Here is a 24,753-nt window from a genome sequence, read left to right as displayed (position 1 = left end):
CGTTCACATGAGCAGGACCATTGGGGCAGCGAGAGGCTCGAACGAATCCGCCTACCATCGCGAAACCGCGAACACCGTGGCGTGCGCAGCGACATCCGGACCAGACCCGGACCCCGCTTCGTGCGGGCCATGACAACGGCCCCACGTTCTCGCAACTGGTCAGCACGTTCCTGACCCGTGCGCGAACTGCACCAGAGCATTCGCCCGAGCCACCATCACGCTTCGTAGCAGCAAGAACGGTCGACGCCTCCGAACTCCACCGCACACGGCAGACGCGCTTCGTAAGGTCTCGTTGTCTCGCCCGCGCAGCAGATCCATCCCAGTCCGCGGATCCTCAGATCGAGACGGTGCCCTGTTGCATCTCACCGTCGACGAGACTCGCTTCCCACGGGCCTCGTCGCAAGCTCACCGAAGAGGACGACCATGGCCGCAGAGCCCTCGCCGTAACTCGGGATCGACCGCATCCCCCACCGCACGACGTTCCGCCCACGCGAACCGGTCGTGCGAGCGACGGCGGACGTGACGTGGTGAACAATGTCGGCGAACGCGGACGCAATGGTGACTCGTCTGGCATCCAGAAGAAGACGCGTCCCTCACGAGGCGCACGATGGCTGCAAATGGACGCTCCACGCGCATCCCATCTGACAGAAATCATGCGGCGCGAGATGCGTCAGATGCACCCGTCCTTGCCGACCTCATCGTTGCCCAGAGGGCCATCGCGCCGCCCAAATTCCTTCCTTCACCCATAACTGTATTCATATGGATATATATCGGAGGGGTGGTGTGAACGCGGACTCCCGCAAGATGTCTCGGTACGGCCGCAGCCCTGGCCCATCGTGCGTGGACACGCACCGAAGACAGTCCCTGGCGCTGCCTGAGACCAAGCCACACCGACACCGCGAGGAAAATGCGCACACCCGCGTCAGCGTCGTCGAGGACGACGCCGTATCCGCCCATCGCTCCATACCCGCCACGGGCGCACACCATCCGCGATGCGCCCACAGAGGAGCGGAAGCACCCGCCGCGCACGCCCGCGCGCTCGCGCGTGGGCTCTCAGCGGCGTCTGCAGCCCTTCAGAGCGTCCAAGAACGCTAGCGCGAGACGGTGGCCAAGAAGACGCGCGTGGGCTCGTCCAGCACACCCTCGCCCACGACCTCGACCGAGACGTCTGTAAGGCCGAGCTTACGAACCTGTTTGGCGGCCGATTCGATCTCCGCGCCCACGCTGGCTCCCTTGAGGAACACCAGCCTCCCACCAGGGCGGACCAGGGGAGCGGTGAAGGGCAGGAGGGTGCGAAGCGCACTGACGGCTCGGGCGGTCACCACGTCGAAGATGCGCCCGCGGGCCCACTCTTCGGCGCGCATGCGCTCGACCGTCACGTTGTCGAGCTCCAGCTCGGCGACCTGCTCGGTCAACCACGCCGTACGGCGCTCCATCGGTTCGATGAGCGTCCATTCGACGTCGGGACGAGCGATGGCGAGCACGAGACCGGGAAGGCCGGCGCCCGAACCCACATCCACCGATCGCCCGGAGAAGTACGGCGCCGTGATCGCGCTGTTCAGGACGTGTCGGGTCCACAGCCGCGGAACTTCCTGGGGGCCGATGAGACCCCTCTCTTCGCCATGCTCGGCGAGAGCGGCGACGAACTGCCGCGCACGGTCGATGCGGTCGCCGAACAGCGCGACCGCTGCCGCCGGCTCAGGCTCGAGCTGTTCCGGCATCCTGATCAGCCGCGTCGCAGCACGGTGTGGCGGTCAGCGCCCTCACCGAACGACTCAGAGGTGTAACCGCGGTCCGCGGCGATGTCGTGCACCAGTTTGCGCTCGTAGCTCGACATGGCCGGCAGGGACGCCTGTGTGGCACCCTCGTTGATCCGCTCGATCGCCAGGTCGACGAGGGTTTCGAGCTGGCGCTGCCGCGCATCACGCGACCCGCCGATGTCGAGGATGAGCCGAGAGAATCGCCCCGTCGAGTTCTGCACGGCCAGGCGCGTCAACTCCTGCAGGGCCTGAACGGTGTCGGGGTGCGAGAGCGTCGAGAGGGCCTCCGCGTCATCGGCCTCGACCGACACGTAGGCACGCCCCCCACGTACATCGAGGGCGAGGTCGCCCTCGATGTCGGCGATGTCGAGGAGTCCCTCGAGGTAGTCGGCAGCGATGTCGCCTTCTTGCTCGAGCTGCTCCTCGGTGGCGGCGGTCTGTTCGGGTGCGATCTGATCGGACGTCGTCATCGTGATCTTTCGGGTCGTCAGGGCGCGGGGGACGAGCCGGGCGTGCCGGCCGATCCGCTCGCCGTACCGGTGTTCTTCGTGGTCTGCTGCTTCTTGGCGCGCTGCTTGCCCACGGGCTGCTGCCGCTTGGGCTGCGCTGCACGCACACGCTCTGCCTCTTCGAGAAGACGCTGCTGTTCGGCCTGGTACTTCTCGATCGGAACGACCTTTCCGGTCGCATCGATGGCCTTCCCCTTGCGCGCGAGACGCTCCTCACGAGCCTTGGCCGCGTCGGATCCGGGTGTGGGCATCTCGCGGATGACCACGAACTGCTGGACCATCGTCCACAGGTTGCTGACGAACCAGTAGATGACGACACCGAGCGGGAAGAAGACACCCGAGAAGATGAAGGCCAGCGGCAGGATGTACAGCATGATCTTCTGCATCTGGTACGCCTGACCGGTCTTGGCCTCGGGCGACAGGTTCTTCGAGATGATCTGCAGCTGCGTGAAGAACTGCGACCCGATCATGAGCACCACGAGCGTCAGCAGGATGGCGACGGTGACCTGGCCGTCGGCCTGACCCCATGCGGTGACGAGGTTGACGTGCATGGATGCCACGTCGAACAGGCGCGCGTCGTAGAACTCGGTCGTCAGCTCGGGGGTGAGCAGTCCGACACCGCCGACGCCGCTCGCGGCGTGCTTGGAGACGTCGTTCAGAACGCTGAAGAGCGCGAAGAAGATCGGCATCTGCACCAGGAGCGGCAGGCAGCTCGACACCGGCGTCGTGCCGTGCTTCTTGTACAGCGCCATGGTCTCGCGGCTCATGGCCTCGCGAGAGAGCTGGTCCTTCTTACCGCGGTACTTCTCCTGCACCTTGCGCAGCTCGGGAGCGATCTCCATCATCTTGCGCTGGCTCTTGATCTGCTTGACGAAGAGCGGGATGAGGGCCGCGCGCACGATGAGCACGAGTCCGACGATCGACAGCACCCAGGTGATGCCGGCGGCGGGAGCCATGCCGAACGCCGTGAACAGGGAATGCCAACCGACGAGTACGAGCTCGACAGCCCACTTGAGGGGCCAGAGAAGGGTCCCAATGAGATCGAATTGCACGATCAGTCCTTTCGGGAAGGCACGACGAAACCGTGCGGAGTGAGTTCGTGGCGGAAGGCGCGGTGCGGACGGACATCGTCGATGCCCCCCTGAGCCCAGGGATGACAGCGTGCGAGACGGGCCGCGGTGAACGCGACGCCCTTGACGAGTCCGTGTTGTTGCACCGCTCCCACCGAATAGGCGGAGCATGACGGGTAGTACTTGCACACGTCGCCGTAGACGTGCGAGATCGTCGCTCGATACGCGTGCAGCAGGGCGAGCCCTGCATTCCGGGGGAGGAGGGGGAGGGATGCCAGGACGGCGTCCGGTGCCAGGCGACCGGCCCCGGTGGCCGATGTCGGCAGTGTCGACGCACTCATGCGACGGCCTTGCGTTGCAGACACCGCACCACATCGGCGCGAAGTGTCGCGTAATCCACGGTCGCCGCGGACGGCAGAGCGCGGATGACGATAGAGGCGCCCCCGTTGATGGACGGGAGCGCCTCGGCGCACACCGCTTTGAGGCGGCGGCGAATGGTGTTGCGGGTGACGGCGGAGCCGACCTGTCGGCTCACGATGAAGCCGAAGCGAGGCGAACCACTCTCAGCCGACGATCCGACGTAGGTCACGGTGTGCGCTCCGGCACAACGAGAACCCCGTCGGACTGTGGTTTTGTAGTCCGATCCGCGGGTGAGTCGGTTCGGCTTCGCGAGCACCTGGTAGGTCAGGCCGAAAGCTCGGTGCGGCCCTTGGCGCGACGCGCCGCGAGGATGCCGCGGCCGGCGCGGGTGCGCATGCGGGCACGGAAGCCGTGCTTCTTGGCGCGGCGGCGGTTGTTGGGCTGGAAGGTGCGCTTGCTCATGGGTCACTCCGGAGGTGATGTCGCCCGATGCTCTTCTGCCGGGGACGGGGGTCGGGACTGCCGTATAGGCATAAGTCAACCGACTAAGGCTACGTCGAGCGGGGCGTTAACTCAAACTGGGAAGCCGACCGCTCATTATCCCCAGGCTCCGTCCACAAGCGTGGCAAAGACACGCGGCCGGGACTTACAGTGGATTTTGCTCCTCGAGAGCCGCGAACTAGCGTGGCCCCCGGAGTTATCCACAGGTTCGACGCGACTCGTCGATCGCCGTCGCGTCTAGATCCCGGAGGGGATATGTCTCTGCACGAAGTACCGGATGTTCCCGTCTGGTCCGCCGTGCTAGACCATCTTCTCACCGACGATCGGGTCACCCCGCAGCTGCACGGCTTCCTCAATCTGGCGGTGCCGCAGGGTGTGATGGGCGGGACCCTCTACCTCGACGTCCCCAACGACCTGACCGCGGCGCAGTTCAACAAACGCATGCGCGCGTCGATCCTCGAAGCGCTCGCTCAGGTGCAGGGGAGTGACCCGGAAGTGGGCACCTTCCGCGTCGTGGTCAATCCCGACCTCGTCGAATCCCACCGCACCTCGTCCCGTGACGATGACCGGCCGTCATCATCCGGCCCCGCCGTCTCTGTGCACGCGGCCGTCATCGAACAGACACCGGAGCCGATCGTGCCGGCGTCTCGGAACGACACCCGCCTGAACCCGAAGTACACCTTCGACAACTTCGTCATCGGGCAGTCGAACCGCTTCGCGCACGCCGCTGCCGTCGCGGTCGCCGAAGCACCGGCCAAGGCGTACAACCCGCTGTTCATCTACGGCGACTCCGGCCTCGGCAAGACGCACCTCCTCCATGCCATCGGCGACTACGCGGCCAGCATGTACGCGGGCATCCGCGTGCGGTACGTCTCGAGTGAGGAGTTCACGAACGACTTCATCAACTCGATCGCGAACAACCGCGGCTCGGCGTTCCAGGCGCGGTACCGCGAAGTCGACATCCTGCTGATCGACGACATCCAGTTCCTCCAGGGTCGTGCCGAGACGCAGGAAGCCTTCTTCCACACCTTCAACACGCTCCACGACCACGACAAGCAGGTCGTGATCACCAGCGACCTGCCGCCGAAGCAGTTGACCGGATTCGAAGACCGCATGCGCAGTCGCTTCGAGTGGGGACTCATCACCGATGTGCAGGCCCCCGACCTGGAAACGCGCATCGCGATTCTGCGGAAAAAGGCGCAGAGCGAGCGACTGCTGATTCCCGACGACGTGTTGGAGTACATCGCCACCGTCGTCTCGTCGAACATCCGTGAGCTCGAAGGGGCGCTGATCCGCGTCTCGGCCTTCGCCAGCTTGAACAGGTCGACGCTCGACATGTCGCTGGCCCAGACCGTGCTTCGCGACATCATCGATCAAGACGATGCCAACGTCATCTCGCCGACCGACATCATCACGGCGACGGCGCAGTACTTCAAGCTGTCGGTCGACGATCTCTACGGCTCGAGCCGTTCGCAGGCCGTCGCCACGGCTCGACAGATCGCGATGTACCTGTGCCGCGAGCGCACGAGCCTGTCACTGCCGAAGATCGGGCAGCTCTTCGGAAACCGCGATCACACCACCGTCATGTACGCCTACAAGAAGATCAGCGACCTCATGAAGGAGCGCCGCTCTATCTTCAACCAGGTGTCGGAGATCACCAGCCAGCTCGGCCGTATGCGCTGAGCGCTCCTCTCCCGTCAGGGCTCGTCCACCATCGTGGGCGAGCCCTTCGCGCGTTTTCGGGCCGGAAAACCGCGCACACGCCTCCGTACGAGTGGTTCGCGACACAGTTCTACACAGTGTGGAAAACCTGTGGATAACTCTGATTTGCTGCGGATGACTTGTGTACGAACGGGGCTTGCCTGTGGAGGAGGGCTCGACCGCACTCCCTCCCGTCGCTGTTAACTGCCCAGGCTGTCCGCAGCGCGTCCACAGTTAACAACGGTGTAGTTCCCAGCTGTTAACACGCATGTCGGAAGTTATCCACAGTCTCCACAGTGGTTAACAAGATGAAGATCCTTTTCCCTTTGTTAAGAGAGATTCGATGACCTTGCCGTGCCAGGCCCGTCGTCGGCTCGCCGGAAGCGTGGGGCTAGCATGGGTAAGCCGTACCCGCCATCAAGGGAGCATCCGTGAAGTTCCACGTCAATCGTGATGTGTTCAGCGAAGCCGTCTCGTTCGTGGTCAAGCTCCTGCCCCAGCGAAACCCGCAGCCGATCCTGGCCGGTGTGCTCATCGAGGCCGGGGACCAGGGTCTGACCCTCGCCGCCTTCGACTACGAAGCCTCCGCGCGCACCACCATCGAAGCCACCGTCGACGAGCCGGGCACGATCCTGGTGCACGGCCGGCTTCTGAACGACATCGCCAGCCGGCTCCCCAACGCTCCGATCCAGATCACCGTCGACGACGACGGCGGCATCCTGCTCACCTGCGGCTCCGCACGATTCACTCTCGCCTCCATGCCCGTGCAGGAGTACCCGGCGATTCCCGAAGTGAGCGGAGAATCGGGCCTCGTCCCGGCCGACGAGTTCGCCACGGCCATCGCACAGGTCGCCTTCGCCGCCTCGCGCGACGACGTGACCCCGGTGCTCACGGGCGTACAGCTCGAGGTCACGGGCACCCGCCTGAGCCTCGTCGCCACCGACCGCTACCGCGTGGCTCTGCGCGAAATCCCCTGGGACGGCGGTTCGGCGGCCTCCGACGAACCCACGTCGGCCCTGGTACCGGCTCGCACGCTGCAGGAGGTCGGCAAGACCTTCGCGCACGCCGGCGACATCTCGATCGCCTTCTCGGGCTCGGGAGATCGCGAGATCATCGCGTTCTCGTCCGGCAACAAGACGGTGACCTCGCTGCTCATCAAGGGCAACTTCCCCCCCGTGCGCCGCTTGTTCCCCGCGCAGACCGAGCATCACAGCGTGGTCAACACCGCCGAGCTTGCCGAGGCGGTGCGCCGCGTGGCGCTCGTCCTCGACCGCTCCGCTCCGCTGCGCTTCACCTTCGGTCCCGAGGGCGTCTCGATGGATGCCTCCGGCACCGAGCAGGCGCGCGCGACCGAGTCGGTCGACGCCACCCTCGTCGGCGACGAGGTCACCCTGGGTCTCAACCCCCAGTACCTGCTCGAGTCGCTCGGCGCCGTTCGCAGCGAGTTCACGCGCATCACGTTCACCTCGAGCGACAACGCGAACAAGCTCAGCCCCGTGCTGGTCACCCCGCAGACCTCGGTCGACAAGGGTGGCGAGGGCTCGTTCAAGTACCTTCTCCAGCCGAACCTGCTGCTGCGCTGAGATCGGGCTCCGGTCGTCGTGTCGGAGGCGACGGGTAGTCTGACTCGGTGATCGTGGAGCAGCTGGGACTGAAGGACTTCCGCAATTACGCGGTCGCCGATGTCTCGCTCTCCGCGGGCGCGAACGTCTTCATCGGTCGCAACGGGCAGGGCAAGACGAACCTCGTCGAGGCGGTCGCCTACCTCGCCATGCTCGGCTCGCACCGCGTGTCTCACGACGCACCGATGGTGCGCGACGGAACGGATGCCGCGATCGTGCGCGCTCGTCTGGCACACGGTGAGCGCACGGTGCTCCTCGAGCTTCAGCTCAACCGCCAGGGTGCGAACAAGGCTCGGGTCAACGGCGTCAACGTCCGCACCTCGGAGTTGCCCCGGTACGCGCAGGTGGTGCTGTTCGCCCCCGAAGATCTGCAGATCGTGCGCGGTGACCCGTCCGCCCGGCGTCGGTTCGCCGACCAGCTCATCGTGCAACGGACTCCTCGCATGGCCGCGGTGTTGGGCGACTACGACCGCGTCCTGCGGCAGCGCAGCGCCCTGCTGAAATCGGCGCGCGCCCGCGGGGTGCGCGGCGACGCCCTCAGCACCCTCGACGTATGGGACGACAAGCTCGTCACCCTGGGCACCGAGGTGATCGAAGCGCGCATCGCGCTGGCATCCGACCTCTCCCAGCCCGTGGCGCACGCCTACGAGGCCATCGCGGGCGACGACCACCGACCGCGGCTCACGTGGGCGCTGTCGGTGGGCGGGGGTGACCCCGAAGAAGACGACGCCGTCGAGACCGCGGGCTCGGCCCTTCCTCTGGCAGAGCAGTTCCGAGCCTCGCTGGCCGCACGCCGTTCGGCCGAACTCGAGCGCGGACTCACCCTGGTCGGCCCGCACCGCGACGACCTCGTACTCGAGGTGCGCGGCCTCCCGGTGAAGGGCTACGCCTCGCACGGCGAATCCTGGTCGATCGCGTTGGCGCTCCGACTCGCCTCGGCCGAGCTCCTGCGCGCCGAGTCACGGCTCGGAGACCCCGTGTTGATCCTCGACGACGTCTTCGCCGAGCTCGACGCCGGCCGCCGCGCCCGCCTGGCCGAGTTCGCGGCGGGCTACGAACAGGTCATCGTGACGTCGGCCGTCGAAGAAGACGTCCCGCCCGAGCTGCGCGCCCACGTCGTGCGGGTCGAAGCCGGTCAGATCCGTGAGCCCGGCGATGAGTGACGAGGGCGAGCTGCCCGAGACTGTGGCGACCTACCTGCGGCTGCGCGGACTCGAGCCCTCGCCCTATCGCAAGAAGAAGCGTCGGCGCCGGGTGGACGACGGCGAGAACGCACCGTTCACGCCGGGCCGTGATCCCCGGGGACTCGGCGATGTGCTGTCGGGCCTCACTCGATCGGCGGGCTGGGAGCCCCAGCTGTCGCGAGAGGACCTCGTGCGCAAGTGGGACGAGGTCGCCGGTGCCGAGACGGCGGCGCATACCCGCCCGGTGGCTCTGGATGCCGGCACGCTCACGGTCCAGGCCGATTCGACGGCGTGGGCGAAGCAGCTCCAGTTGATGCGGGCGCACATCCTCTCGGAGATCATCCGACGCTTCCCCGACGCGGGGGTCGAAGCCATCCGGTTCGTAGGGCCGGACGTCCCCTCTTGGAAATGGGGCCCCAGAGCCGTTCCAGGCCGCGGTCCGCGCGATACCTACGGCTAGGCCATGGTCGATCCCGCCTCGGTCCGATTTATCGCCGTGTAGGGGCGTACACGCCATTTTCGCGAGCCCCACGCGGTAGGATGGAGCTTCCGACGAACCGATCTGGAGCGCACGTACCCATGACGTCCGAAAACCCCGACAGCGTTTCCGAGGAACCTCCCGTCGCATCGACCAAGGTTCCCAACGAGTACGGGGCAGACGCCATCCAGGTGCTCGAGGGTCTCGAGGCCGTCCGTAAGCGCCCCGGCATGTACATCGGCTCCACCGGTGAGCGGGGTCTGCACCACCTCGTGCAAGAGATCGTCGACAACTCCGTGGACGAGGCCCTGGCCGGCTACTGCGACACGATCGACGTCACGATCATGAGCGACGGAGCCGTCCGCGTGATCGACAACGGTCGCGGCATCCCGGTCGACATGCACCGCACCGAGGGCAAGTCGACGGTCGAGGTCGTGCTCACCGTGCTGCACGCCGGTGGAAAGTTCGGTGGCGGTGGCTACGCCGTCTCGGGCGGCCTGCACGGCGTGGGCTCGTCGGTCGTGAACGCGCTGTCGACGCGCCTCGAGGTCGAGGTGCAGCGTCAGGGACACGTGTGGCGTCAGTCGTTCCGCGACGGCGGTACTCCCCTCGCCCCTCTCGCGAAGGGCGAAGAGAGCGACAAGACCGGGACGACCATCACGTTCTGGCCCGATGCGACCATCTTCGACACCGTCGACTTCGACTACGACACCCTGCGGACGCGGTTCCAGCAGATGGCGTTCCTGAACAAGGGCCTGCGCATCAGCCTGCGCGACGAGCGGCCCGACGCGGTCGTGACCGAGGGCGACCCCGGAGCAGAGGTCACCCAGGGCCGCCACGACTCGTTCCTGTACGAGCGCGGCCTGGTCGACTACGTCGAGCACCTCAATCGCGTGCGCAAGGCCGACGTCGTCAACGACGTGATCATCGAGGTCGAGTCCGAAGACACCGACCGCCACATCGCACTCGAGCTCGCGATGCAGTGGACGACGGCGTACACCGAGAACGTCTTCACCTACGCGAATACCATCAACACGCACGAGGGCGGAACGCACGAGGAGGGTTTCCGCGCGGCGCTGACCACTCTCGTGAACCGCTACGCGCGGGCGAACAACCTGCTGAAGGAAAAAGACGACAACCTGACGGGCGACGACATCCGCGAGGGTCTCACCGCCGTGATCTCGGTGAAGCTGTCGGAGCCGCAGTTCGAGGGTCAGACCAAGACCAAGCTCGGCAACACCGAGGCCAAGGCATTCGTTCAGAAGGTCGTCGGCGACAAGCTCGGCGACTGGTTCGACCGCAACCCCACCCAGGCCAAGAACATCATCCGCAAGGCGTTCGACGCGGCCACCGCCCGCCTCGCCGCGCGAAAGGCGCGCGAGACCGCGCGTCGCAAGAGCGTGTTCGAGTCGGCGGCGATGCCCGACAAGCTCAAGGACTGCACGTCGAAGGATCCGTCGATCAGCGAGATCTTCCTCGTCGAGGGCGACTCGGCCGGTGGGTCGGCCGTTCAGGGTCGCGACCCCCACACGCAGGCGATCCTGGCGCTGCGCGGCAAGATCCTCAACGTCGAGCGCGCCCGCCTGGACCGCGCGCTGGGCAACAAGGAAGTGCAGGCGATGATCCAGGCCTTCGGCACGGGCATCGGCGAAGACTTCGACATGACCAAGGCGCGGTACCACAAGATCGTGCTCATGGCCGATGCCGACGTCGACGGTCAGCACATCACGACGCTGCTGCTGACGCTGCTCTTCCGCTACATGCGCGGGCTCATCGAGGCCGGCTACGTCTACCTCGCGCAGCCGCCGCTGTATCGCCTCAAGTGGTCGAACCACGCGCACGAGTACGCGTACAGCGACCGTGAGCGCGACGCGATGCTGATCGACGGTCAGGCCTCCGGTCGCCGCATCCCCAAGGACAACGGCATCCAGCGGTACAAGGGTCTCGGTGAGATGAACGATCACGAGCTGTGGGAGACCACGATGGACCCGCAGACGCGCACGCTGAAGCAGGTCACGATCGACGACGCGGCCGCGGCCGACGAGATCTTCTCGGTCCTCATGGGCGAAGACGTCGAATCGCGCCGCAGCTTCATCCAGCGCAACGCCAAAGACGTCCGCTTCCTCGACATCTGATCTCGTCCGGCACGACGACGATCGACGACGACGCACTACGAAACTGAGAAGACATGGCTGACGACTCCACTCCCGAGCCCGACGACGTCCGCGCCGAGCCCGCCCACGACCACGGCAGGATCGACCAGGTCGACCTGCAGCTCGAGATGCAGCGGAGCTATCTCGACTATGCGATGAGCGTCATCGTCGGCCGTGCGCTGCCCGACGTGCGTGACGGCCTCAAGCCTGTGCACCGCCGTGTGATCTACGGCATGTACGACGGGGGATTCCGCCCCGACAAGTCGTTCTCGAAGTGCGCCCGCGTGGTGGGCGAGGTCATGGGGCACTACCACCCCCACGGCGACGCTCCCATTTACGACGCCCTCGTGCGTCTGGTGCAGCCGTGGTCGCTGCGATACCCGCTCGCACTTGGACAGGGCAACTTCGGTTCGCCCGGAAACCAGGGAGCGGCCGCGCCCCGGTACACCGAGACGAAGATGTCGCCGCTCGCGCTCGAGATGGTGCGCGACATCGAAGAAGAGACCGTCGACTTCCAGGACAACTACGACGGCCAGACGCAGGAACCGACGGTCCTGCCGGCGCGGTTCCCGAACCTGCTCGTGAACGGCTCGGTCGGCATCGCGGTCGGCATGGCGACGAACATCCCGCCGCACAACCTGCGTGAGGTCTCGGCCGGCGCGCTGTGGGCTCTCGAGAACCCGGATGCCACCCGCGAGGAGCTGCTCGAAGCGCTCATGGAGCGCATCCCGGGCCCCGACTTCCCGACCCGCGCGCAGATCCTCGGTACTCGCGGAATCAAAGAGGCCTACCGCACCGGTCGCGGCTCGATCACGATGCGCGCCGTGGTCAACATCGAAGAGATCCAGGGCCGCACGTGCCTGGTGATCACCGAGCTGCCGTACCAGGTCAACCCCGACAACGTCGCGGTCAAGATCGGCGACCTCGCTCGCGAGGGCAAGATCACTGGCGTGGCCGACATCCGCGACGAGAGCTCGGGCCGTACCGGTCAGCGCCTGGTCGTCGTGCTCAAGCGCGACGCCGTCGCGAAGGTCGTGCTGAACAACCTCTACAAGCACACCCAGCTGCAAGAGAACTTCGGCGCGAACATGCTGGCGATCGTCGACGGCGTGCCGCGCACGCTCGCGCTCGACGGCTTCATCAGCCTGTGGATCGACCACCAGGTCGAGGTCATCGTGCGCCGCACGCAGTACCGCCTGCGCAAGGCCGAAGAGCGCATGCACATCCTGCGCGGCTACCTCAAAGCACTCGACGCCCTCGACGACGTCATCGCGCTCATCCGTCGCTCTCCGACGGCACAGGATGCCAACGAGGGCCTGCAGAAGCTCCTCGACATCGACGATGTGCAGGCGCAGGCGATCCTCGACATGCAGCTCCGCCGCCTCGCGGCGCTCGAGCGGCAGAAGATCGTCGACGAAGCGACCGAGCTCGAAGCCCGCATCGCCGACTACAACGACATCCTCGCCACGCCCGCGCGTCAGCGCACGATCATCCGCGACGAGCTCACCGCGATCACGGACCGCTTCGGCGATGACCGCCGCACCGAGATCCTGCACGGGTTCGACGGTGACGTGTCGATCGAAGACCTCATCGCCGAGGAGGAGATGGTCGTCACCGTCACGCGCGACGGTTACATCAAGCGCACGCGCAGCGACAACTACCGCTCGCAGCACCGCGGCGGCAAGGGCGTGAAGGGCGCGCAGCTGCGCGCCGACGACGTCGTCGAGCACTTCTTCGTCACGACGACGCACCACTGGCTGCTGTTCTTCACGAACAAGGGCCGTGTGTACCGCTCCAAGGCGTACGAGGTGCCCGAGGCCGGTCGCGATGCGAAGGGCCAGCACGTCGCGAACCTGCTCGCGCTTCAGCCCGACGAAGAGATCGCCCAGATCCTCGACATCCGCGACTACTCGGTGTCGACCTATCTCGTCCTGGCCACACGCGGCGGTCTGGTCAAGAAGACCCGGCTCGCGGAGTACGACACGAACCGTCAGGGCGGTGTGATCGCCATCAAGCTGCGCGGTCAGGTCGCTGAAGACGGTGACGAGGCCGAGCAGGGCGCCGCCGACGAGCTCGTGAGCGCGATGCTGGTCGATGAGGGAGACGACATCCTGCTCATCAGCCGCCTCGGCATGTCGCTGCGGTTCGCGGCCACCGACGACACCCTGCGCCCGATGGGTCGTTCGACCTCGGGTGTGAAGGGCATGGAGTTCCGCGAGGGCGACAGCCTGCTCTCGGCATCCGTCGCGCAGGACGACGAATTCGTCTTCGTCGTCACCGAGGGCGGCTACGCCAAGCGCACCGCCGTGACCGAATACCGCATGCAGAACCGCGGTGGTCTGGGCATCAAGGTCGCGCGTCTGACCGAGGATCGCGGCATCCTCGCGGGCGGAATGATGGTGTCCGAGGGCGACGAGGTCCTTGTGGTTCTTGCCAGTGGCAAGGTGGTACGCTCTGCCGTGGCTGAGGTGCCCGCCAAGGGACGCGACACGATGGGTGTCGTTTTCGCCCGCGCCGGAGGCGATGACCGCATCATCGCCATCGCGCGCAACGCCGAGCGCAACCTTGCCGAGACGACGGAGACAACCACGGAGCCCGCCGCATCCCCTGCGGACGAGGCCGATGCCTCCGCTCCCGAGACCCCCGAGGAAAGTACTGACGCATGAGCACGGTAGCCGACAAACTCGCCAAGAAGTCGACTCACAAGACCCCTGCCAAGCAGGTACGTCTGCGCCTGGTGTACATCGACTTCTGGTCGGCCGTGAAGCTGTCGTTCCTGGCAGCGGTGGCCCTGGCCATCGTCACGGTCGTGTCGTACTTCTTGATCTACCTCGTGGTGTCGGCGACCGGCCTCATCACGAAGCTCGATGAGTTCTTCACGAGCTTCACCGACGGCGGGGCGACGCTCTCGCAGTACGTCGGCCTGCCGCAGGTCATGGCCTTCGCGGCCATCGTGGCGATCCTCAACCTCGTCGTGGTCACCGTTCTGGGCGCCGTCATGGCGGGGATCTACAACCTCGCCGTCAAGGTCACGGGCGGTCTGCTCGTCGGCTTCACGTCGAACTGACGTCGATTCGGAAAAACCTCGGTGATCCGGTAAAGTCTTCGAGGTTGACGTGATCACGTCACCGAGACGGGGCTATAGCTCAGGCGGTTAGAGCGCTTCACTGATAATGAAGAGGTCCCAGGTTCAAGTCCTGGTAGCCCCACCCTTCTCCCTCACGGGGCCTTAGCTCAGCTGGTAGAGCGCCTGCTTTGCAAGCAGGATGTCAGGAGTTCGAATCTCCTAGGCTCCACAACGGTGCAAGAGCCGGTCCATCAGGACCGGCTCTTCTCGTTTCCGGCCGCGCCGCTCGCGCCGGGACGTGCGGCCGCCTCCGCTTCGCTAGAGTTCGGTCATGGACATGCGGGTCGCCGCGTACGCCGTCATCACCGACGCCGAAGACCGCGTGCTGCTCGCCCACTGGGTGCACGGGCGACGCGCGGCGTGGACGCTGCCGGGTGGCGGTCTGGAAGACGGTGAGGACCCCGTGAGCGCTGTGCGCCGCGAGGTGCGCGAAGAGACCGGGTACCGGGTCGGCATCGACGAGCTTCTCGGTATCCATTCGCGGGTCATCCCTGCCGAGTCGCGCGCTGCCGAGGGGAAGACCGGACCCCTCCACGCCCTGCGGATCGTCTACCGCGCGCACGTCGTGGGCGGGCGCCTGCGCAACGAGGTCGACGGCTCCACCGACCGGGCGGAGTGGTTCACGCTGTCGACCGCCCGCAAGCTGCGGCGCGTGCAGCTGGTCGACGTGGCGTTCCGGATGGCGGGCCTAGCCCGGCCGTGAGCCCGGTCAGGCCCGTTCGGTGCTGATGTCGGCGACCACGGCGCCGTAGGACGAGAGGAGATCGTCGGCGTCGACGAACAGGCTGTAGCCATGGGCTCCGGCGCCCATGGCGATGCGCTCCCCGATGATGCGCTCGTCGGCGTAGATGGGCCAGTCGGTGGTGCTGCCGACCGGAACGATGGTCCCACGCTCGTATCCGGTGGCCGCGAGCGCCAACTCCGGCTCGGGGAGGCGGAGCTTGTTGACGCCCACGATCGCGCGGAGCTTCGGCCACGAGATCGCCCGATCGCCGGGGATCAGCGCGAACAGGTAGGTGTCGTCGGATCGCTTGACGACGAGCGTCTTCACGATCGAGGCGGCCGGGATGCCGAGAAGCGCGGCCGCCTCGTCGAGGCTAGAGGCCGCGGGGCGTTCGCGTATGACGACAGAGAGGCCGCGCTCACGCGCGGCCTCTCTGACTCTGATGGTGGGGTCGCTCACGCGTCCGGTGCACGCAGCGGGTCGTCGGCAACCCACAGCTCGTCATCGGCGCGCAGCGTCTGCCAGGCGGCGTACGCCACGCCGGCCGCGGCGACGACACCGAGGATGATCGCGATGACACCGCCGGCGCCGATTCCGTCGTGCTGCGACGGCAGCTTCTTGGCGAGACGCTTCGAGGCCTGCTTGCCGTACTTCTCGGCACGCTTGGCGTACTTGTGAGTGTCGAGCTCGAAGCCACGGCCCTTCGCGAGGCGGTCACGGGTGTCGCCCGCGGCGTCCCACACGGACATGGCTCCGCCGACCACGGCACCGGCGGCCGGGACGACCTTGGTGCTGAGGAAACGGTTGCTGTACTTCACGCTCTTGTCGACGTACGGGGCGGCGTACTTGCTGTACCCGTCCTGCACGGCGGGGACAAGGTCTTCGCGGCTGAAGCGACCGAGCTGGTGGCCGGCTTCACGAGCGACCTTCCCGCTCTCGCCCAGCAGCACCTGCTGCGACTCCCACACCTTGGCGGCGTGCTTCTGGAGCTTGCGCAGTTCCTTCTTGCTCTTGCGGCTGAGGCCCACGGCTCATCCTCCCTATCGATGGGATGTACGTTGCGTTCATCTTGCCAGAAGGGGCCGCCTGCGCCGCCGACCCTTGCAGATAACTCTGAGAGAATGTACCCATGGCCAACCACACTGCCGTCGCGACCCTCCACACCAACCACGGCGACATCGTCGTCAACCTGTTCGGTGACCACGCTCCGCGTACCGTCCGCAACTTCGTCGGGCTCTCCGACGGAACCCAGGAATGGACCAACCCGGCTACGGGTGCCCCGGGCGAAGGTCCCCTGTACTCCGACGTGATCTTCCACCGCATCATCCCCAACTTCATGATCCAGGGCGGCGATCCCCTCGGCCAGGGCATCGGTGGCCCCGGGTACAACTTCAACGACGAGATCAGCCCCGAGCTCGACTTCACCGCGCCCTACAAGCTGGCCATGGCCAACGCGGGACTGCGTCGCAACGCCATCACCGGCAAGGCCGAGGGCACCAACGGGTCGCAGTTCTTCATCACCACCGACCCGACCCCGTGGCTCCAGGGCAAGCACACGATCTTCGGCGAGGTCGCCGATGACGCCTCCAAGGCTGTCGTCGACGCCATCGCCGCGGTGCCCACCGGTGCGCAGGACCGGCCGAAGGCCGACGTCGTCCTTCAGTCGGTCGACGTCGTCTCGGTCTGAGTCCCACGGGCGGCGGGGGTGTCTACGACCGACGAGTTCCGTCGCAACAGCGACAACTTCTGTTACCGGCACCCTGACCGGCAGAGCTTCGTGCTGTGCCAGCGGTGCATGCGCACCGTGTGCTCGGATTGCCGTACCCCCGCCGCCGTCGGAGTCATCTGCCCGGAGTGCATGGCGCAGCAACGCGCCTCGCAGACTCCGGCGCAGAAGAAGGCGCAGCGCCGCTGGGCTTCGCGCCCGATGGCGATCGTCTCGTCGGACCGCCCTCGCGTGACCCTGGCGATCATCGCTGTGACGGGGCTGGTCTACGTCATCGGGCTCATCCCCGGTGTGGGTCCCCTGCTCACCAACCTGCTGGCGTTCAACAGCGTGTATCTGCTGCCGCAGGCCGGTCTCATCCAGCCGTGGCGGTTGCTCACCGTCGCGCTGGTGCACGGCGGGTTCTTCCACGTGGCGTTGAACATGCTCGCGCTGTGGTTCATCGGTCGCAATCTCGAGCCGCTGCTGGGTCGCGCGCGCTTCCTGACGCTCTACGTCGTCGGCGCTCTCGGCGGCTCGGTCGCGGTGGCCCTGCTCGCTCCCGGGGTGTGGACGGTTGGTGCGTCGGGGGCGATCTTCGCGCTCTTCGGCGCCCTGCTCGTAATCGGTCGTCACATCGGTGCCGACATCCGCGTGATCGGCGTCATCATCGCGATCAACTTCGCCTGGCCGTTCGTCGCGGCCGGCGTGCAATCGATCGGGAGCGGCGACTTCGCCGGGGCACTTGCCGCGGTGGGTATCTCGTGGCAGGCGCACCTCGGCGGACTCGCCACGGGAGCCGCCGTGGGATTGATCTACTCCCGCACGCGCGCTCCGCGCCAGCGCGGTCTGCAGATCTGTCTGCTCGTGGCGCTCACCGTGGTGCTGGTCGGCCTGCTGGCCATACCCGCGATCGCCTACGTCTGAGAGTTATCCACAGATCCATCCACAACCTGGGGATGAATTACACGGGTGTAACTTGCGGGCGAGTCAGCGCCAGCGCGTCGTCATGAGGAAGCCGACGAAGGCGATGCCGAAGCCGATGACGAGGTTCCACGGACCGATGCCCGGAATGGGGAACTGCGAGTTGCTGAGGTAGAACACCAGCACCCACACGAGGCCGACGAGCATGAGCCCGACCATGAGGGGCAGGAACCACACGGGATTCGGTGCCGATCCGCCATCATTGCGTTCGGCGATCGGGTCGTCGCCTTTACCAGTTCGCGCCATGCGGTCAGTCTAACGGCCAGGTGACCACGGACCCACGGAACTAGACTCGCCTGGTGCAGACCGTGCAGCAACCACCGACCCGCCGCAGCCGACGTGGTGGCCGCGGTGACCGGCGACGTCTGTCTTTCGTCGGGGTGCTCGGCGACCTCCTGGTGACCGCCGGCGTCGTCGTGCTGCTGTTCGTGGTCTGGCAGCTATGGATCGGCGACGCCATCATCGGCGCGCAGTTCAAAGACGAGGCCAGCAACCTCACCGACGAGTGGGCCAACAGCGCCCCGGCCGCGCCCGCACCGTCGGTCACCCCGACGCCGGGAACGACAGGTCCTGCCACCGCAGAACCCCCGGCTCTGGATCAGCCCGGTGACGGCGAAGTGTTCGGTGTGCTCCGCGTGCCGCGTCTGGGCGCGGACTGGCAGTTCAAGCTGGCCGGCGGGGTGAGCGCGTCGGTGACTCTCGACCCGATCGGTCTGGGGCACTACCCCGACACCTCCATGCCGGGTCAGGTCGGCAATTTCGCGATCGCCGGCCACCGCGGCAGCCACGGCGCACCGTTCGCCGACCTTCCGTCGCTGCGCGTCGGAGACGCCGTGGTCGTCGAGACCGAGGGCGGGTGGTACACCTACCGGTTCCGTAACCTCGAGTACGTGCGCCCCGACGGTGTGGAGGTGCTGCTGCCGTTCCCCCAGGCGCCGCAGATCGAGGCGACCGACCGCGTCATCACGATGACCACGTGCAGCCCTCGCTACGGTTTCTCGGAGCGCGCCATCGCCTACGGCGTCTTCGAGTCGTTCACCCCCCGCACCGACGCCGGCCCGCCGGTGTCACTGACCTCCGGAGCCGCCTGATGTACGGAGCCCTCTGGCGCGTTCTGCCCGGTCCGTGGTGGGTACGCCTGTTCATCGTCCTCGTGCTCGCGGCCGCCGTGCTGTACGGACTGTTCTTCTACGTCTTCCCCTGGGTGAGCGACATCGTCTATCCCCAGGAGGTCACGGTCGAGTGACCGACTGGCGCGTCGTCGTCGTCGACAACCGCGACAGCTTCGTCCACACTCTCGCCGGGTACGTCCGCGACCTCGGCGCCACCACCGTGATGATGTCGGCCGATGACCCGGCCCTGCTCGAGACGACGTCGGGTGCCGACGCGATCCTGGTCTCACCCGGACCCGGTCATCCCCTCGACGCCGGTCAGTCGGTGGCGGTGGTCCGCGCCGCCTACGACACCGGGGTTCCGCTGCTCGGGGTCTGTCTCGGGCACCAGGCGATCGCCGCGGCGTTCGGCGGACGGGTGGGGCACGCACCCGAGCTGCTGCACGGCATCACGAGTGTCATCCACCACGACCACGAGGGCGTGTTCGCCGACCTGGCCGACGGGTTCGTCGCGACGCGGTACCACTCGCTCGCGGTCGACCCGTCGTCGGTGCCGGGCGACCTCGAGGTCACCGCGCGCACGGACGGCGGGGTGATCATGGGTCTGCGGCACCGTTCCGCGCCGATCGAAGGCGTCCAGTTCCACCCCGAGAGCGTGCTCACCGAAGGCGGCCACGCCCTGCTGGGTCGCTGGCTCGAGAACGCCGGCCTGCGGGGCGCCGCGCTGCGCGGCGCCCGACTTCACCCGCGGCGGCTCAGGAGCCCGAGCACGTCGTGAGCGTGATCTCGCTGTGCACCGGTACTTCGCCCGGGGCCAGCGACTGCGTCTTCACCGTCGCCGGCGACGAGGCACGGCATCCGGGATCCTCGGTCACCTGAACGGTGAGCTGCTTCGCGTCGGACTCGAGCTCGCGCTTGGCCGCATCGACCGTGTAACCCGTGTAATCGACGATTACGATCTGACCGCTGGCCACGACGAGGTTCACCGTCGTGCCCTTCGCCACGTCGGAGCCCGAGGCGAGGCTCGAGGAGATGACGGTCCCCCCGGCCAGGGCGGGATCGGTCTGACGACGGATGGAGCCCACCGACAGACCGGCGGCTTCGAGAGCGGTGCGGGCCTCGGTCTCGGTGATGCCGTCGAGGGTCGGGACCTTGGCCGTGTCGGGGCCCGTCGAGACGTAGAGCGTCACGAGCTGCCCCGCGGCGACCGAGGTGTCGGCTTCGGGTGTCGAGCGCGTGACATTGCCCGCGGCAATCGTCTCGCTGGACTCGTTCACGCGGCTGGTTGTCATCTGCTCGGCCTCGAGCGTCTCGACGGCGCGTTCGTACGACATGTCGACGACATTGGGCACGGCGAGCGAGGTGGTGGGCACGTCGTCGGTCTGCTGGATCTGCATGACCCAGATGAGGACGGCGACCAGCAGCACCGCGAGGACGGTCACGCCGGCCCAGATCCACGCGACCGGGGGCCCGGCCTGCGTGCGCCGCATGGTGGTGTCGGTGCTCAGCTGACGCAGGGAGCGCGCGGTCTCGGCGGCCTGGCGCGGGTTCGGACCGTAGAGCTCGTTCGACAGCGCCGACATCTGGCGCTTGGTCGGCGCCTTTCCGTCGACGGTCTCGTCGAGCGCTTCGCGGAAGCTGGCGGCATCTTGCGGACGCTGGAACGGATCCTTCGCCAGGGCGCGGAGCACGATGGCATCCAATGCCCGCGGGATGGTGTCGTTGATCTCGCTCGGCGGGAGCGGTGCCTCGCTCACGTGCTGATACGCGACGGCCACGGGGGTGTCGCCGCGGAAGGGCGTGCGCCCGGCGAGCAGCTCGTACAGGACGACTCCGGCCGAATACAGGTCGGCGCGCGCGTCGACGGATTCGCCCTTCGCCTGCTCGGGGGAGAAGTACGCCGCGGTCCCCACGATCGCCGTGGTCTCGGCGACGGTCGACGAGGAGTCCGACACCGCGCGCGCGATGCCGAAGTCCATGACCTTCACGCGCCCGGCCTCGGTGATCATGACGTTGCCGGGCTTGATGTCGCGGTGCACGACGCCGGCACGGTGCGAGTACTCCAGAGCCTCGAGGATGCCGTCGACGTACCGCAGCGCATCGTCGGTGGGCACCGGCCCCTCGGCGATCACGTCTTTCAGCAGGCGCCCCTGGACGAGTTCCATCACGATGTACGGGACCGGGCGATCATTGCCGTCGAGACCCGTCTCGACGTCTTCACCCGCGTCGAACACCCGCACGATCGTCGGGTGCGCCATGCGCGACGCGGCCTGGGCCTCGAGACGGAACCGCGTGCGGAACGCGGCGTCGCCGGCGAGATCGGTGCGCAGGATCTTGATCGCCACCGTGCGGCCGAGCGTCTGATCGTATCCGCGGTAGACGCTGGCCATGCCGCCGCGACCGATGAGGTCGTCGACGCGATAGCGCCCGGACAGGACGCGCGTCTCAGTGGTCACGAAGGAACTCCTGGCGTGGGGGGATGACGGAGGTCAGGGCTTGGTGTTGCTGCCGTTGTTGCCGCCGTTACCCGTGATCGTGGGGCTCGGGGTGTTGCCGCCGGTGATGCTCGCGGACGCCTCGCCCGAGGGCCCGGCCGTACGATCCGTGCCCGAGCAGCTGACGGTGTAGGTCACCCGCAGGGTCTGACCCACGGAGTTGCTGACCTTCAGCGACGCGGTGCGCGCGTCGGGCTCGAACGACGCCGTGGACTGCCCGTTGGTGTCGAACGTGCCGTTGACGGCGGTGAAGTTGTACGACGCGACCGATCCGGTGCCGGAGGGGCAGGTGTACTGCTGCCACGAGACCTGCACGTCGGCGCCGGCGGTCACCGTCGACCCGGGGAGGGTCGGGGTACCGGGCGCGGTCAGCGGCGTCTCATCGGCGTAGGTCGTGACGGTGATCGTCGTGCCCTCGTCGACGCGACCGGTCGGGTTGACGTCGTAGATGAGACCGACATCGGCCGTGGTGGTCGCGGCGTTGCCGACGCGGCAGTCGGCCACGAGACCGTTGGACTCGAGGATGGCGCGCGCGTCATCGCAGGTCTTGCCGTTCAGGCCGAGAGACGCCACCTCGACACGCGTGGTGGTCGGGCTCGGGGTCGGCGAGGGGGTCGACGGCGCTGGTGCGGGCGTCGACGCCGAAGGTGCGGCGCTGGTGGGCGCGGGCGCCGGGGCGTCTTGGTTCGACAGCAGACCGACGACGGTGGCGCCGAGGATCAGCGCGAGCAGGGCGATGAGGGCGACGAGCGGCCACGTCCAGCGGCTCCGCGCCTTCTTCTGCGGCTGCACGTCTTCTTCGGTGTGCTCCTCGGTGAGGAGCGACGTCGCCGCCGCTCCCGCTCCGGCTGACGGCAGCAGGCGCGTCGCCGCGGAGGTCTGCCCCGCCGTGAGCAGCTGCGTCGCGTCGTCGGCGACGGCGGCACCCGCGGCGATGGCCGGGACCGCTGCGGCAGCCGCGACGAGATCGCCGCGGCGGAGGGCGGTGGCGGCGCGCGAGACCGCGGCCGAGGAGGCCGGTCGGTCATCGGGCTTCTTGGCGATCATCGCCATGACGAGGTTCTGCACCGGCACGGCCACCGTGGGCGGCAGGGGTGCGGGCTGCTCGTTGATCTGCGCCATGGCGATCGCGACCTGCGACTCGCCCGTGAAGGGGCGCTTACCGGCCAGGCATTCGTACGCGACGATGCCGAGCGAGTAGGTGTCGGTCGCGGGCGACGCGGGGTGACCCGACGCCTGCTCGGGCGAGAGGTACTGCACCGTGCCCATGACCTGGCCGGTCGCGGTCAGCGGCACCTGGTCGGCGATGCGGGCGATGCCGAAGTCGGTGATCTTCACGCGCCCGTCGGGCGTGATCAGCAGGTTGCCCGGCTTGATGTCGCGGTGCACGAGGCCGGCGGCGTGAGCCGCCTGCAGGGCCGCGGCCGTCTGGGCGACGATGTCGAGCGTCTTGTCGGTCGACAGGGACCCCTCGCGCTCGAGGATGGTCGAGAGGGCCTCGCCGGGGACGAGCTCCATCACGAGGAAGGCGCTGCCGTCTTCTTCGCCGTAGTCGAAGACGCTCGCGATGCCCTCGTGGTTGACGAGGGCCGCGTGACGGGCCTCGGCGCGGAAGCGCTCGAGGAACCCGGGGTCGCCCATGTATTCGTCTTTGAGGATCTTGATGGCAACGGTACGTCCGATGACGTGGTCGTTGGCTTCCCAGACCTCGCCCATGCCGCCGATCGCGATCCGCGAATCGAGCTCGTACCGCCCGCCGAAGGTCACACCTTGTGTCGGTCTCATTTACCCAGCACCGCCTCCATGACCTTCTTCGCTATCGGGGCGGCGATCTCGTTGCCGCTCCCGCTCTGCCCCTGGCCTCCACCGTTTTCGACCACCACGGCGACGGCGACCTGGGGGTCGTCCGCCGGGGCGAAACCGGTGAACCAGAGAGTGTAGGGACGGGAATCGTTCTCCGCGGTGCCGGTCTTACCCGCCACCTGAACCCCGTCTATTCTTGCATTCGATGCGGCGCCGTCCTGGACGTTCGCCGTCATCATGGTGACCATCTGCGCGGCGATGGTGCTCTCGAGGGCACGACCGAACTCGCTGCTGCTGCTCTCGTCCTTGACGGACAGGTTGGGCTCGATGACCCGGTCCACCATGCGCGGGTTCATCACGACACCGCCGTTGGCGATACCCGCCGAGACCATGGCCATCTGCAGGGGCGTCGCGCGCACGTCGCCCTGTCCGAAGCCGCTGAGCGCGGTCTGCGGGGCGTTGGGCGAAGAGGGGTAGGTGGATGCCGTGGACTCCAGCGGCATCGTGAACTGCGCGTTGAAGCCGTACTTCTCGGCCTCGGCGCGGATCGCGTCGTCGCCCAGGTCGACCGCGAGCTCGGCGAACGGGATGTTGCAGCTCAGGCGCAGGGCGGTCGCGATCGTGACGGTGTCCCCGCCGCCGCACGTTCCGCCGCCCGCGTTGCTGACGACGTTGGTCGACTGCGGCAGCGTGTACGCGGCGAGGTTGGGGAAGGCGGAGTCGGGGGTGTAGCGCCCGGATGCCAGGGCAGCCGAGGCGACGACCAGCTTGAACGTCGACCCCGGAGGGTTGAGGTTGCCGCCGATGGCGCGGTTGTCGAGGGGGCGCGACGAGTCGGCGACGAGCTGGTCGTACGCCGCGTTCACGGCATCCGTGTCGTGCGAGGCGAGGACGTTCGTGTCGTACCCGGGCTTGGACACCATGGCGAGGATGCGGCCCGTCGACGGCTCGATTGCGACGACGGCACCCTGCTGGTCGCCGAGGGCGTCCCACGCCGCCCTCTGCACGTTCGCGTCGAGAGAGAGCTCCACGTTCGAGCCGCGCGGGGCCTGGCCCGTGATCGCACGGTCGATGCGCGAGAAGAACTGGTTCGAGTCCGAGCCGCTCAGCACGCTGTTCTCAGCGGATTCGATCTGCGTCTTGGCGTCGAGCACGGGGTTCATGTAGCCGGTCACGGGGGCCCACATCTCGGCATCCGCGTACTGGCGCTGCCAGCTGTAGACGTCGTCGGACGGCACCGACGAGGCGATGGCCGTGCCGCTGGCGATGATCGATCCGCGCTGGATCTGGTACGAGTCGTACAGCGCACGCGTGTTGCCGGTGGTGTTGGTCAGGTCGTTCGCCTGCACGACCTGGATGACACTGGTCGAGGCGAACAGGGCGATGAACATCGCGAGCATCACGATGCTGAGGCGTCGGAGTTCTTTGGTCACGGTGCCTCCTTCGAGATCGGGGCGCCGGGGCG

25 protein-coding genes and 2 tRNA genes are annotated in these 24,753 nt (G+C 67.3%); 15 read left to right on the top strand and 12 right to left on the bottom strand.

The window, feature by feature from the left end; translation table 11 throughout:
• Positions 1-1,091: 1,091 nt before the first annotated feature.
• The 6 genes from rsmG to rpmH are packed head-to-tail and all read right to left on the bottom strand — an operon-like array spanning position 1,092 to position 4,161.
• Positions 1,092-1,721 (bottom strand): 16S rRNA (guanine(527)-N(7))-methyltransferase RsmG, encoded by a 630-nt coding sequence (gene rsmG / locus BJP65_RS09005; RefSeq protein ID WP_055832337.1) that lies wholly within the window; start codon positions 1,719-1,721, stop codon positions 1,092-1,094.
• 5 nt (positions 1,722-1,726) lie between these two features.
• Complete coding sequence (locus BJP65_RS09000; protein WP_070408911.1) at positions 1,727-2,230, bottom strand: R3H domain-containing nucleic acid-binding protein; 504 nt, start codon at positions 2,228-2,230, stop codon at positions 1,727-1,729.
• A 17-nt stretch (positions 2,231-2,247) separates the two neighbouring features.
• Entirely contained in the window at positions 2,248-3,321 is a 1,074-nt protein-coding gene (gene yidC / locus BJP65_RS08995; protein ID WP_156458668.1) for a membrane protein insertase YidC, read from the bottom strand.
• Positions 3,322-3,323: 2 nt separating this feature from the next.
• The gene (gene yidD, locus BJP65_RS08990; protein WP_055832332.1) at positions 3,324-3,680 is read right to left on the bottom strand and encodes a membrane protein insertion efficiency factor YidD; all 357 of its coding nucleotides are present in this window, start codon (positions 3,678-3,680) and stop codon (positions 3,324-3,326) included.
• Positions 3,677-4,015 (bottom strand): ribonuclease P protein component, encoded by a 339-nt coding sequence (gene rnpA, locus BJP65_RS08985; protein ID WP_055935199.1) that lies wholly within the window; start codon positions 4,013-4,015, stop codon positions 3,677-3,679. Before rnpA ends, yidD begins: the two co-directional genes overlap by 4 nt.
• A gap of 8 nt (positions 4,016-4,023) precedes the next feature.
• Positions 4,024-4,161 carry a 50S ribosomal protein L34 gene (gene rpmH, locus BJP65_RS08980; RefSeq protein WP_013584598.1) on the bottom strand — a complete coding sequence of 46 codons (138 nt, stop codon included), beginning with the start codon at positions 4,159-4,161 and terminating at the stop codon, positions 4,024-4,026.
• Positions 4,162-4,455: 294 nt separating this feature from the next.
• Between rpmH and dnaA the strand changes: the two genes are divergently transcribed.
• From dnaA to BJP65_RS08930, 10 genes are all read left to right on the top strand, one after another.
• On the top strand, positions 4,456-5,883 hold the full coding sequence (gene dnaA, locus BJP65_RS08975) for a chromosomal replication initiator protein DnaA (protein WP_070408910.1): 1,428 nt from the start codon (positions 4,456-4,458) through the stop codon (positions 5,881-5,883).
• A gap of 449 nt (positions 5,884-6,332) precedes the next feature.
• Positions 6,333-7,484 (top strand): DNA polymerase III subunit beta, encoded by a 1,152-nt coding sequence (gene dnaN / locus BJP65_RS08970; RefSeq protein WP_055832327.1) that lies wholly within the window; start codon positions 6,333-6,335, stop codon positions 7,482-7,484.
• Positions 7,485-7,531: 47 nt separating this feature from the next.
• Complete coding sequence (recF, locus tag BJP65_RS08965) at positions 7,532-8,686, top strand: DNA replication/repair protein RecF (RefSeq protein ID WP_070408909.1); 1,155 nt, start codon at positions 7,532-7,534, stop codon at positions 8,684-8,686.
• Positions 8,679-9,167: a DUF721 domain-containing protein gene (locus BJP65_RS08960; RefSeq protein ID WP_055832323.1), complete on the top strand. Its 489-nt coding sequence runs from the start codon at positions 8,679-8,681 to the stop codon at positions 9,165-9,167. Before recF ends, BJP65_RS08960 begins: the two co-directional genes overlap by 8 nt.
• A gap of 119 nt (positions 9,168-9,286) precedes the next feature.
• Positions 9,287-11,320, top strand: coding sequence for a DNA topoisomerase (ATP-hydrolyzing) subunit B (gyrB, locus tag BJP65_RS08955; protein ID WP_055832321.1), 2,034 nt, complete (start codon positions 9,287-9,289; stop codon positions 11,318-11,320).
• A gap of 53 nt (positions 11,321-11,373) precedes the next feature.
• Positions 11,374-14,004: a DNA gyrase subunit A gene (gyrA, locus tag BJP65_RS08950; RefSeq protein WP_070408908.1), complete on the top strand. Its 2,631-nt coding sequence runs from the start codon at positions 11,374-11,376 to the stop codon at positions 14,002-14,004.
• Positions 14,001-14,405: a DUF3566 domain-containing protein gene (locus BJP65_RS08945; RefSeq protein ID WP_055832316.1), complete on the top strand. Its 405-nt coding sequence runs from the start codon at positions 14,001-14,003 to the stop codon at positions 14,403-14,405. Before gyrA ends, BJP65_RS08945 begins: the two co-directional genes overlap by 4 nt.
• A 68-nt stretch (positions 14,406-14,473) precedes the next feature.
• Positions 14,474-14,547: transfer RNA gene (locus BJP65_RS08940), tRNA-Ile, on the top strand.
• Between the two features lie 14 nt (positions 14,548-14,561).
• A tRNA-Ala gene (locus BJP65_RS08935) sits at positions 14,562-14,634 on the top strand.
• A 102-nt stretch (positions 14,635-14,736) separates the two neighbouring features.
• Complete coding sequence (locus BJP65_RS08930; protein WP_070408907.1) at positions 14,737-15,168, top strand: NUDIX hydrolase; 432 nt, start codon at positions 14,737-14,739, stop codon at positions 15,166-15,168.
• A 6-nt stretch (positions 15,169-15,174) separates the two neighbouring features.
• Here the strand turns inward: BJP65_RS08930 and BJP65_RS08925 are convergent, their stop codons facing one another.
• Together BJP65_RS08925 and BJP65_RS08920 are read right to left on the bottom strand one after the other, a co-directional pair.
• Complete coding sequence (locus BJP65_RS08925; RefSeq protein ID WP_083285788.1) at positions 15,175-15,648, bottom strand: aminoacyl-tRNA deacylase; 474 nt, start codon at positions 15,646-15,648, stop codon at positions 15,175-15,177.
• On the bottom strand, positions 15,645-16,217 hold the full coding sequence (locus tag BJP65_RS08920; protein WP_055832313.1) for a hypothetical protein: 573 nt from the start codon (positions 16,215-16,217) through the stop codon (positions 15,645-15,647). Before BJP65_RS08920 ends, BJP65_RS08925 begins: the two co-directional genes overlap by 4 nt.
• Before the next feature lie 101 nt (positions 16,218-16,318).
• On the opposite strand from BJP65_RS08920, the gene BJP65_RS08915 reads away from it, so the two are divergent.
• The gene (locus BJP65_RS08915) at positions 16,319-16,876 is read left to right on the top strand and encodes a peptidylprolyl isomerase (protein WP_070408906.1); all 558 of its coding nucleotides are present in this window, start codon (positions 16,319-16,321) and stop codon (positions 16,874-16,876) included.
• A 171-nt stretch (positions 16,877-17,047) separates the two neighbouring features.
• Positions 17,048-17,821 (top strand): rhomboid family intramembrane serine protease, encoded by a 774-nt coding sequence (locus tag BJP65_RS08910; protein WP_258027447.1) that lies wholly within the window; start codon positions 17,048-17,050, stop codon positions 17,819-17,821.
• A gap of 63 nt (positions 17,822-17,884) precedes the next feature.
• On the opposite strand, the gene BJP65_RS08905 is transcribed toward BJP65_RS08910, so the two are convergent.
• Positions 17,885-18,124, bottom strand: a complete 240-nt coding sequence (locus tag BJP65_RS08905) for a cell division protein CrgA (RefSeq protein ID WP_055832306.1) — start codon at positions 18,122-18,124, stop codon at positions 17,885-17,887.
• Positions 18,125-18,177: 53 nt separating this feature from the next.
• On the opposite strand from BJP65_RS08905, the gene BJP65_RS08900 reads away from it, so the two are divergent.
• The 3 genes from BJP65_RS08900 to BJP65_RS08895 are packed head-to-tail and all read left to right on the top strand — an operon-like array spanning position 18,178 to position 19,768.
• Positions 18,178-18,969 carry a class E sortase gene (locus tag BJP65_RS08900; protein WP_070408904.1) on the top strand — a complete coding sequence of 264 codons (792 nt, stop codon included), beginning with the start codon at positions 18,178-18,180 and terminating at the stop codon, positions 18,967-18,969.
• Positions 18,969-19,124, top strand: coding sequence for a hypothetical protein (locus BJP65_RS16805; protein ID WP_181015911.1), 156 nt, complete (start codon positions 18,969-18,971; stop codon positions 19,122-19,124). Before BJP65_RS08900 ends, BJP65_RS16805 begins: the two co-directional genes overlap by 1 nt.
• Positions 19,121-19,768 (top strand): aminodeoxychorismate/anthranilate synthase component II, encoded by a 648-nt coding sequence (locus tag BJP65_RS08895; RefSeq protein WP_070408903.1) that lies wholly within the window; start codon positions 19,121-19,123, stop codon positions 19,766-19,768. Before BJP65_RS16805 ends, BJP65_RS08895 begins: the two co-directional genes overlap by 4 nt.
• On the opposite strand, the gene pknB is transcribed toward BJP65_RS08895, so the two are convergent.
• From pknB to BJP65_RS08880, 3 genes are read right to left on the bottom strand one after another with little or no spacing between them, the layout of a single operon-like run.
• Positions 19,746-21,446: a Stk1 family PASTA domain-containing Ser/Thr kinase gene (gene pknB, locus BJP65_RS08890; protein WP_055832300.1), complete on the bottom strand. Its 1,701-nt coding sequence runs from the start codon at positions 21,444-21,446 to the stop codon at positions 19,746-19,748. The genes BJP65_RS08895 and pknB overlap by 23 nt on opposite strands.
• A gap of 33 nt (positions 21,447-21,479) precedes the next feature.
• Positions 21,480-23,270 (bottom strand): serine/threonine protein kinase, encoded by a 1,791-nt coding sequence (locus BJP65_RS08885; RefSeq protein WP_070408902.1) that lies wholly within the window; start codon positions 23,268-23,270, stop codon positions 21,480-21,482.
• The gene (locus BJP65_RS08880) at positions 23,267-24,721 is read right to left on the bottom strand and encodes a penicillin-binding protein 2 (protein ID WP_070408901.1); all 1,455 of its coding nucleotides are present in this window, start codon (positions 24,719-24,721) and stop codon (positions 23,267-23,269) included. Before BJP65_RS08880 ends, BJP65_RS08885 begins: the two co-directional genes overlap by 4 nt.
• Positions 24,722-24,753: the final 32 nt, after the last annotated feature.

The sequence above is a fragment of the Microbacterium sp. BH-3-3-3 genome (genome assembly GCF_001792815.1).
Lineage (GTDB): Bacteria > Actinomycetota > Actinomycetes > Actinomycetales > Microbacteriaceae > Microbacterium.
Note: the sequence above shows the minus strand (reverse complement) of the source record. Positions and strands in the feature narration are given on the sequence as shown.

What these genes read in the sequence shown, in the direction of transcription:
- rpmH (WP_013584598.1), bottom strand. Translation starts at nt 4,161, where the DNA reads ATGAGCAAGCGCACCTTCCAGCCCAACAACCGCCGCCGCGCCAAGAAG.
- dnaA (WP_070408910.1), top strand. Translation starts at nt 4,456, where the DNA reads ATGTCTCTGCACGAAGTACCGGATGTTCCCGTCTGGTCCGCCGTGCTA.
- BJP65_RS08930 (WP_070408907.1), top strand. Translation starts at nt 14,737, where the DNA reads ATGGACATGCGGGTCGCCGCGTACGCCGTCATCACCGACGCCGAAGAC.
- BJP65_RS08945 (WP_055832316.1), top strand. Translation starts at nt 14,001, where the DNA reads ATGAGCACGGTAGCCGACAAACTCGCCAAGAAGTCGACTCACAAGACC.
- gyrB (WP_055832321.1), top strand. Translation starts at nt 9,287, where the DNA reads ATGACGTCCGAAAACCCCGACAGCGTTTCCGAGGAACCTCCCGTCGCA.
- BJP65_RS08910 (WP_258027447.1), top strand. Translation starts at nt 17,048, where the DNA reads ATGGCGCAGCAACGCGCCTCGCAGACTCCGGCGCAGAAGAAGGCGCAG.
- gyrA (WP_070408908.1), top strand. Translation starts at nt 11,374, where the DNA reads ATGGCTGACGACTCCACTCCCGAGCCCGACGACGTCCGCGCCGAGCCC.
- BJP65_RS08915 (WP_070408906.1), top strand. Translation starts at nt 16,319, where the DNA reads ATGGCCAACCACACTGCCGTCGCGACCCTCCACACCAACCACGGCGAC.
- BJP65_RS08885 (WP_070408902.1), bottom strand. Translation starts at nt 23,270, where the DNA reads ATGAGACCGACACAAGGTGTGACCTTCGGCGGGCGGTACGAGCTCGAT.
- BJP65_RS16805 (WP_181015911.1), top strand. Translation starts at nt 18,969, where the DNA reads ATGTACGGAGCCCTCTGGCGCGTTCTGCCCGGTCCGTGGTGGGTACGC.
- BJP65_RS08905 (WP_055832306.1), bottom strand. Translation starts at nt 18,124, where the DNA reads ATGGCGCGAACTGGTAAAGGCGACGACCCGATCGCCGAACGCAATGAT.
- BJP65_RS08960 (WP_055832323.1), top strand. Translation starts at nt 8,679, where the DNA reads ATGAGTGACGAGGGCGAGCTGCCCGAGACTGTGGCGACCTACCTGCGG.
- yidD (WP_055832332.1), bottom strand. Translation starts at nt 3,680, where the DNA reads ATGAGTGCGTCGACACTGCCGACATCGGCCACCGGGGCCGGTCGCCTG.
- rsmG (WP_055832337.1), bottom strand. Translation starts at nt 1,721, where the DNA reads ATGCCGGAACAGCTCGAGCCTGAGCCGGCGGCAGCGGTCGCGCTGTTC.
- BJP65_RS09000 (WP_070408911.1), bottom strand. Translation starts at nt 2,230, where the DNA reads ATGACGACGTCCGATCAGATCGCACCCGAACAGACCGCCGCCACCGAG.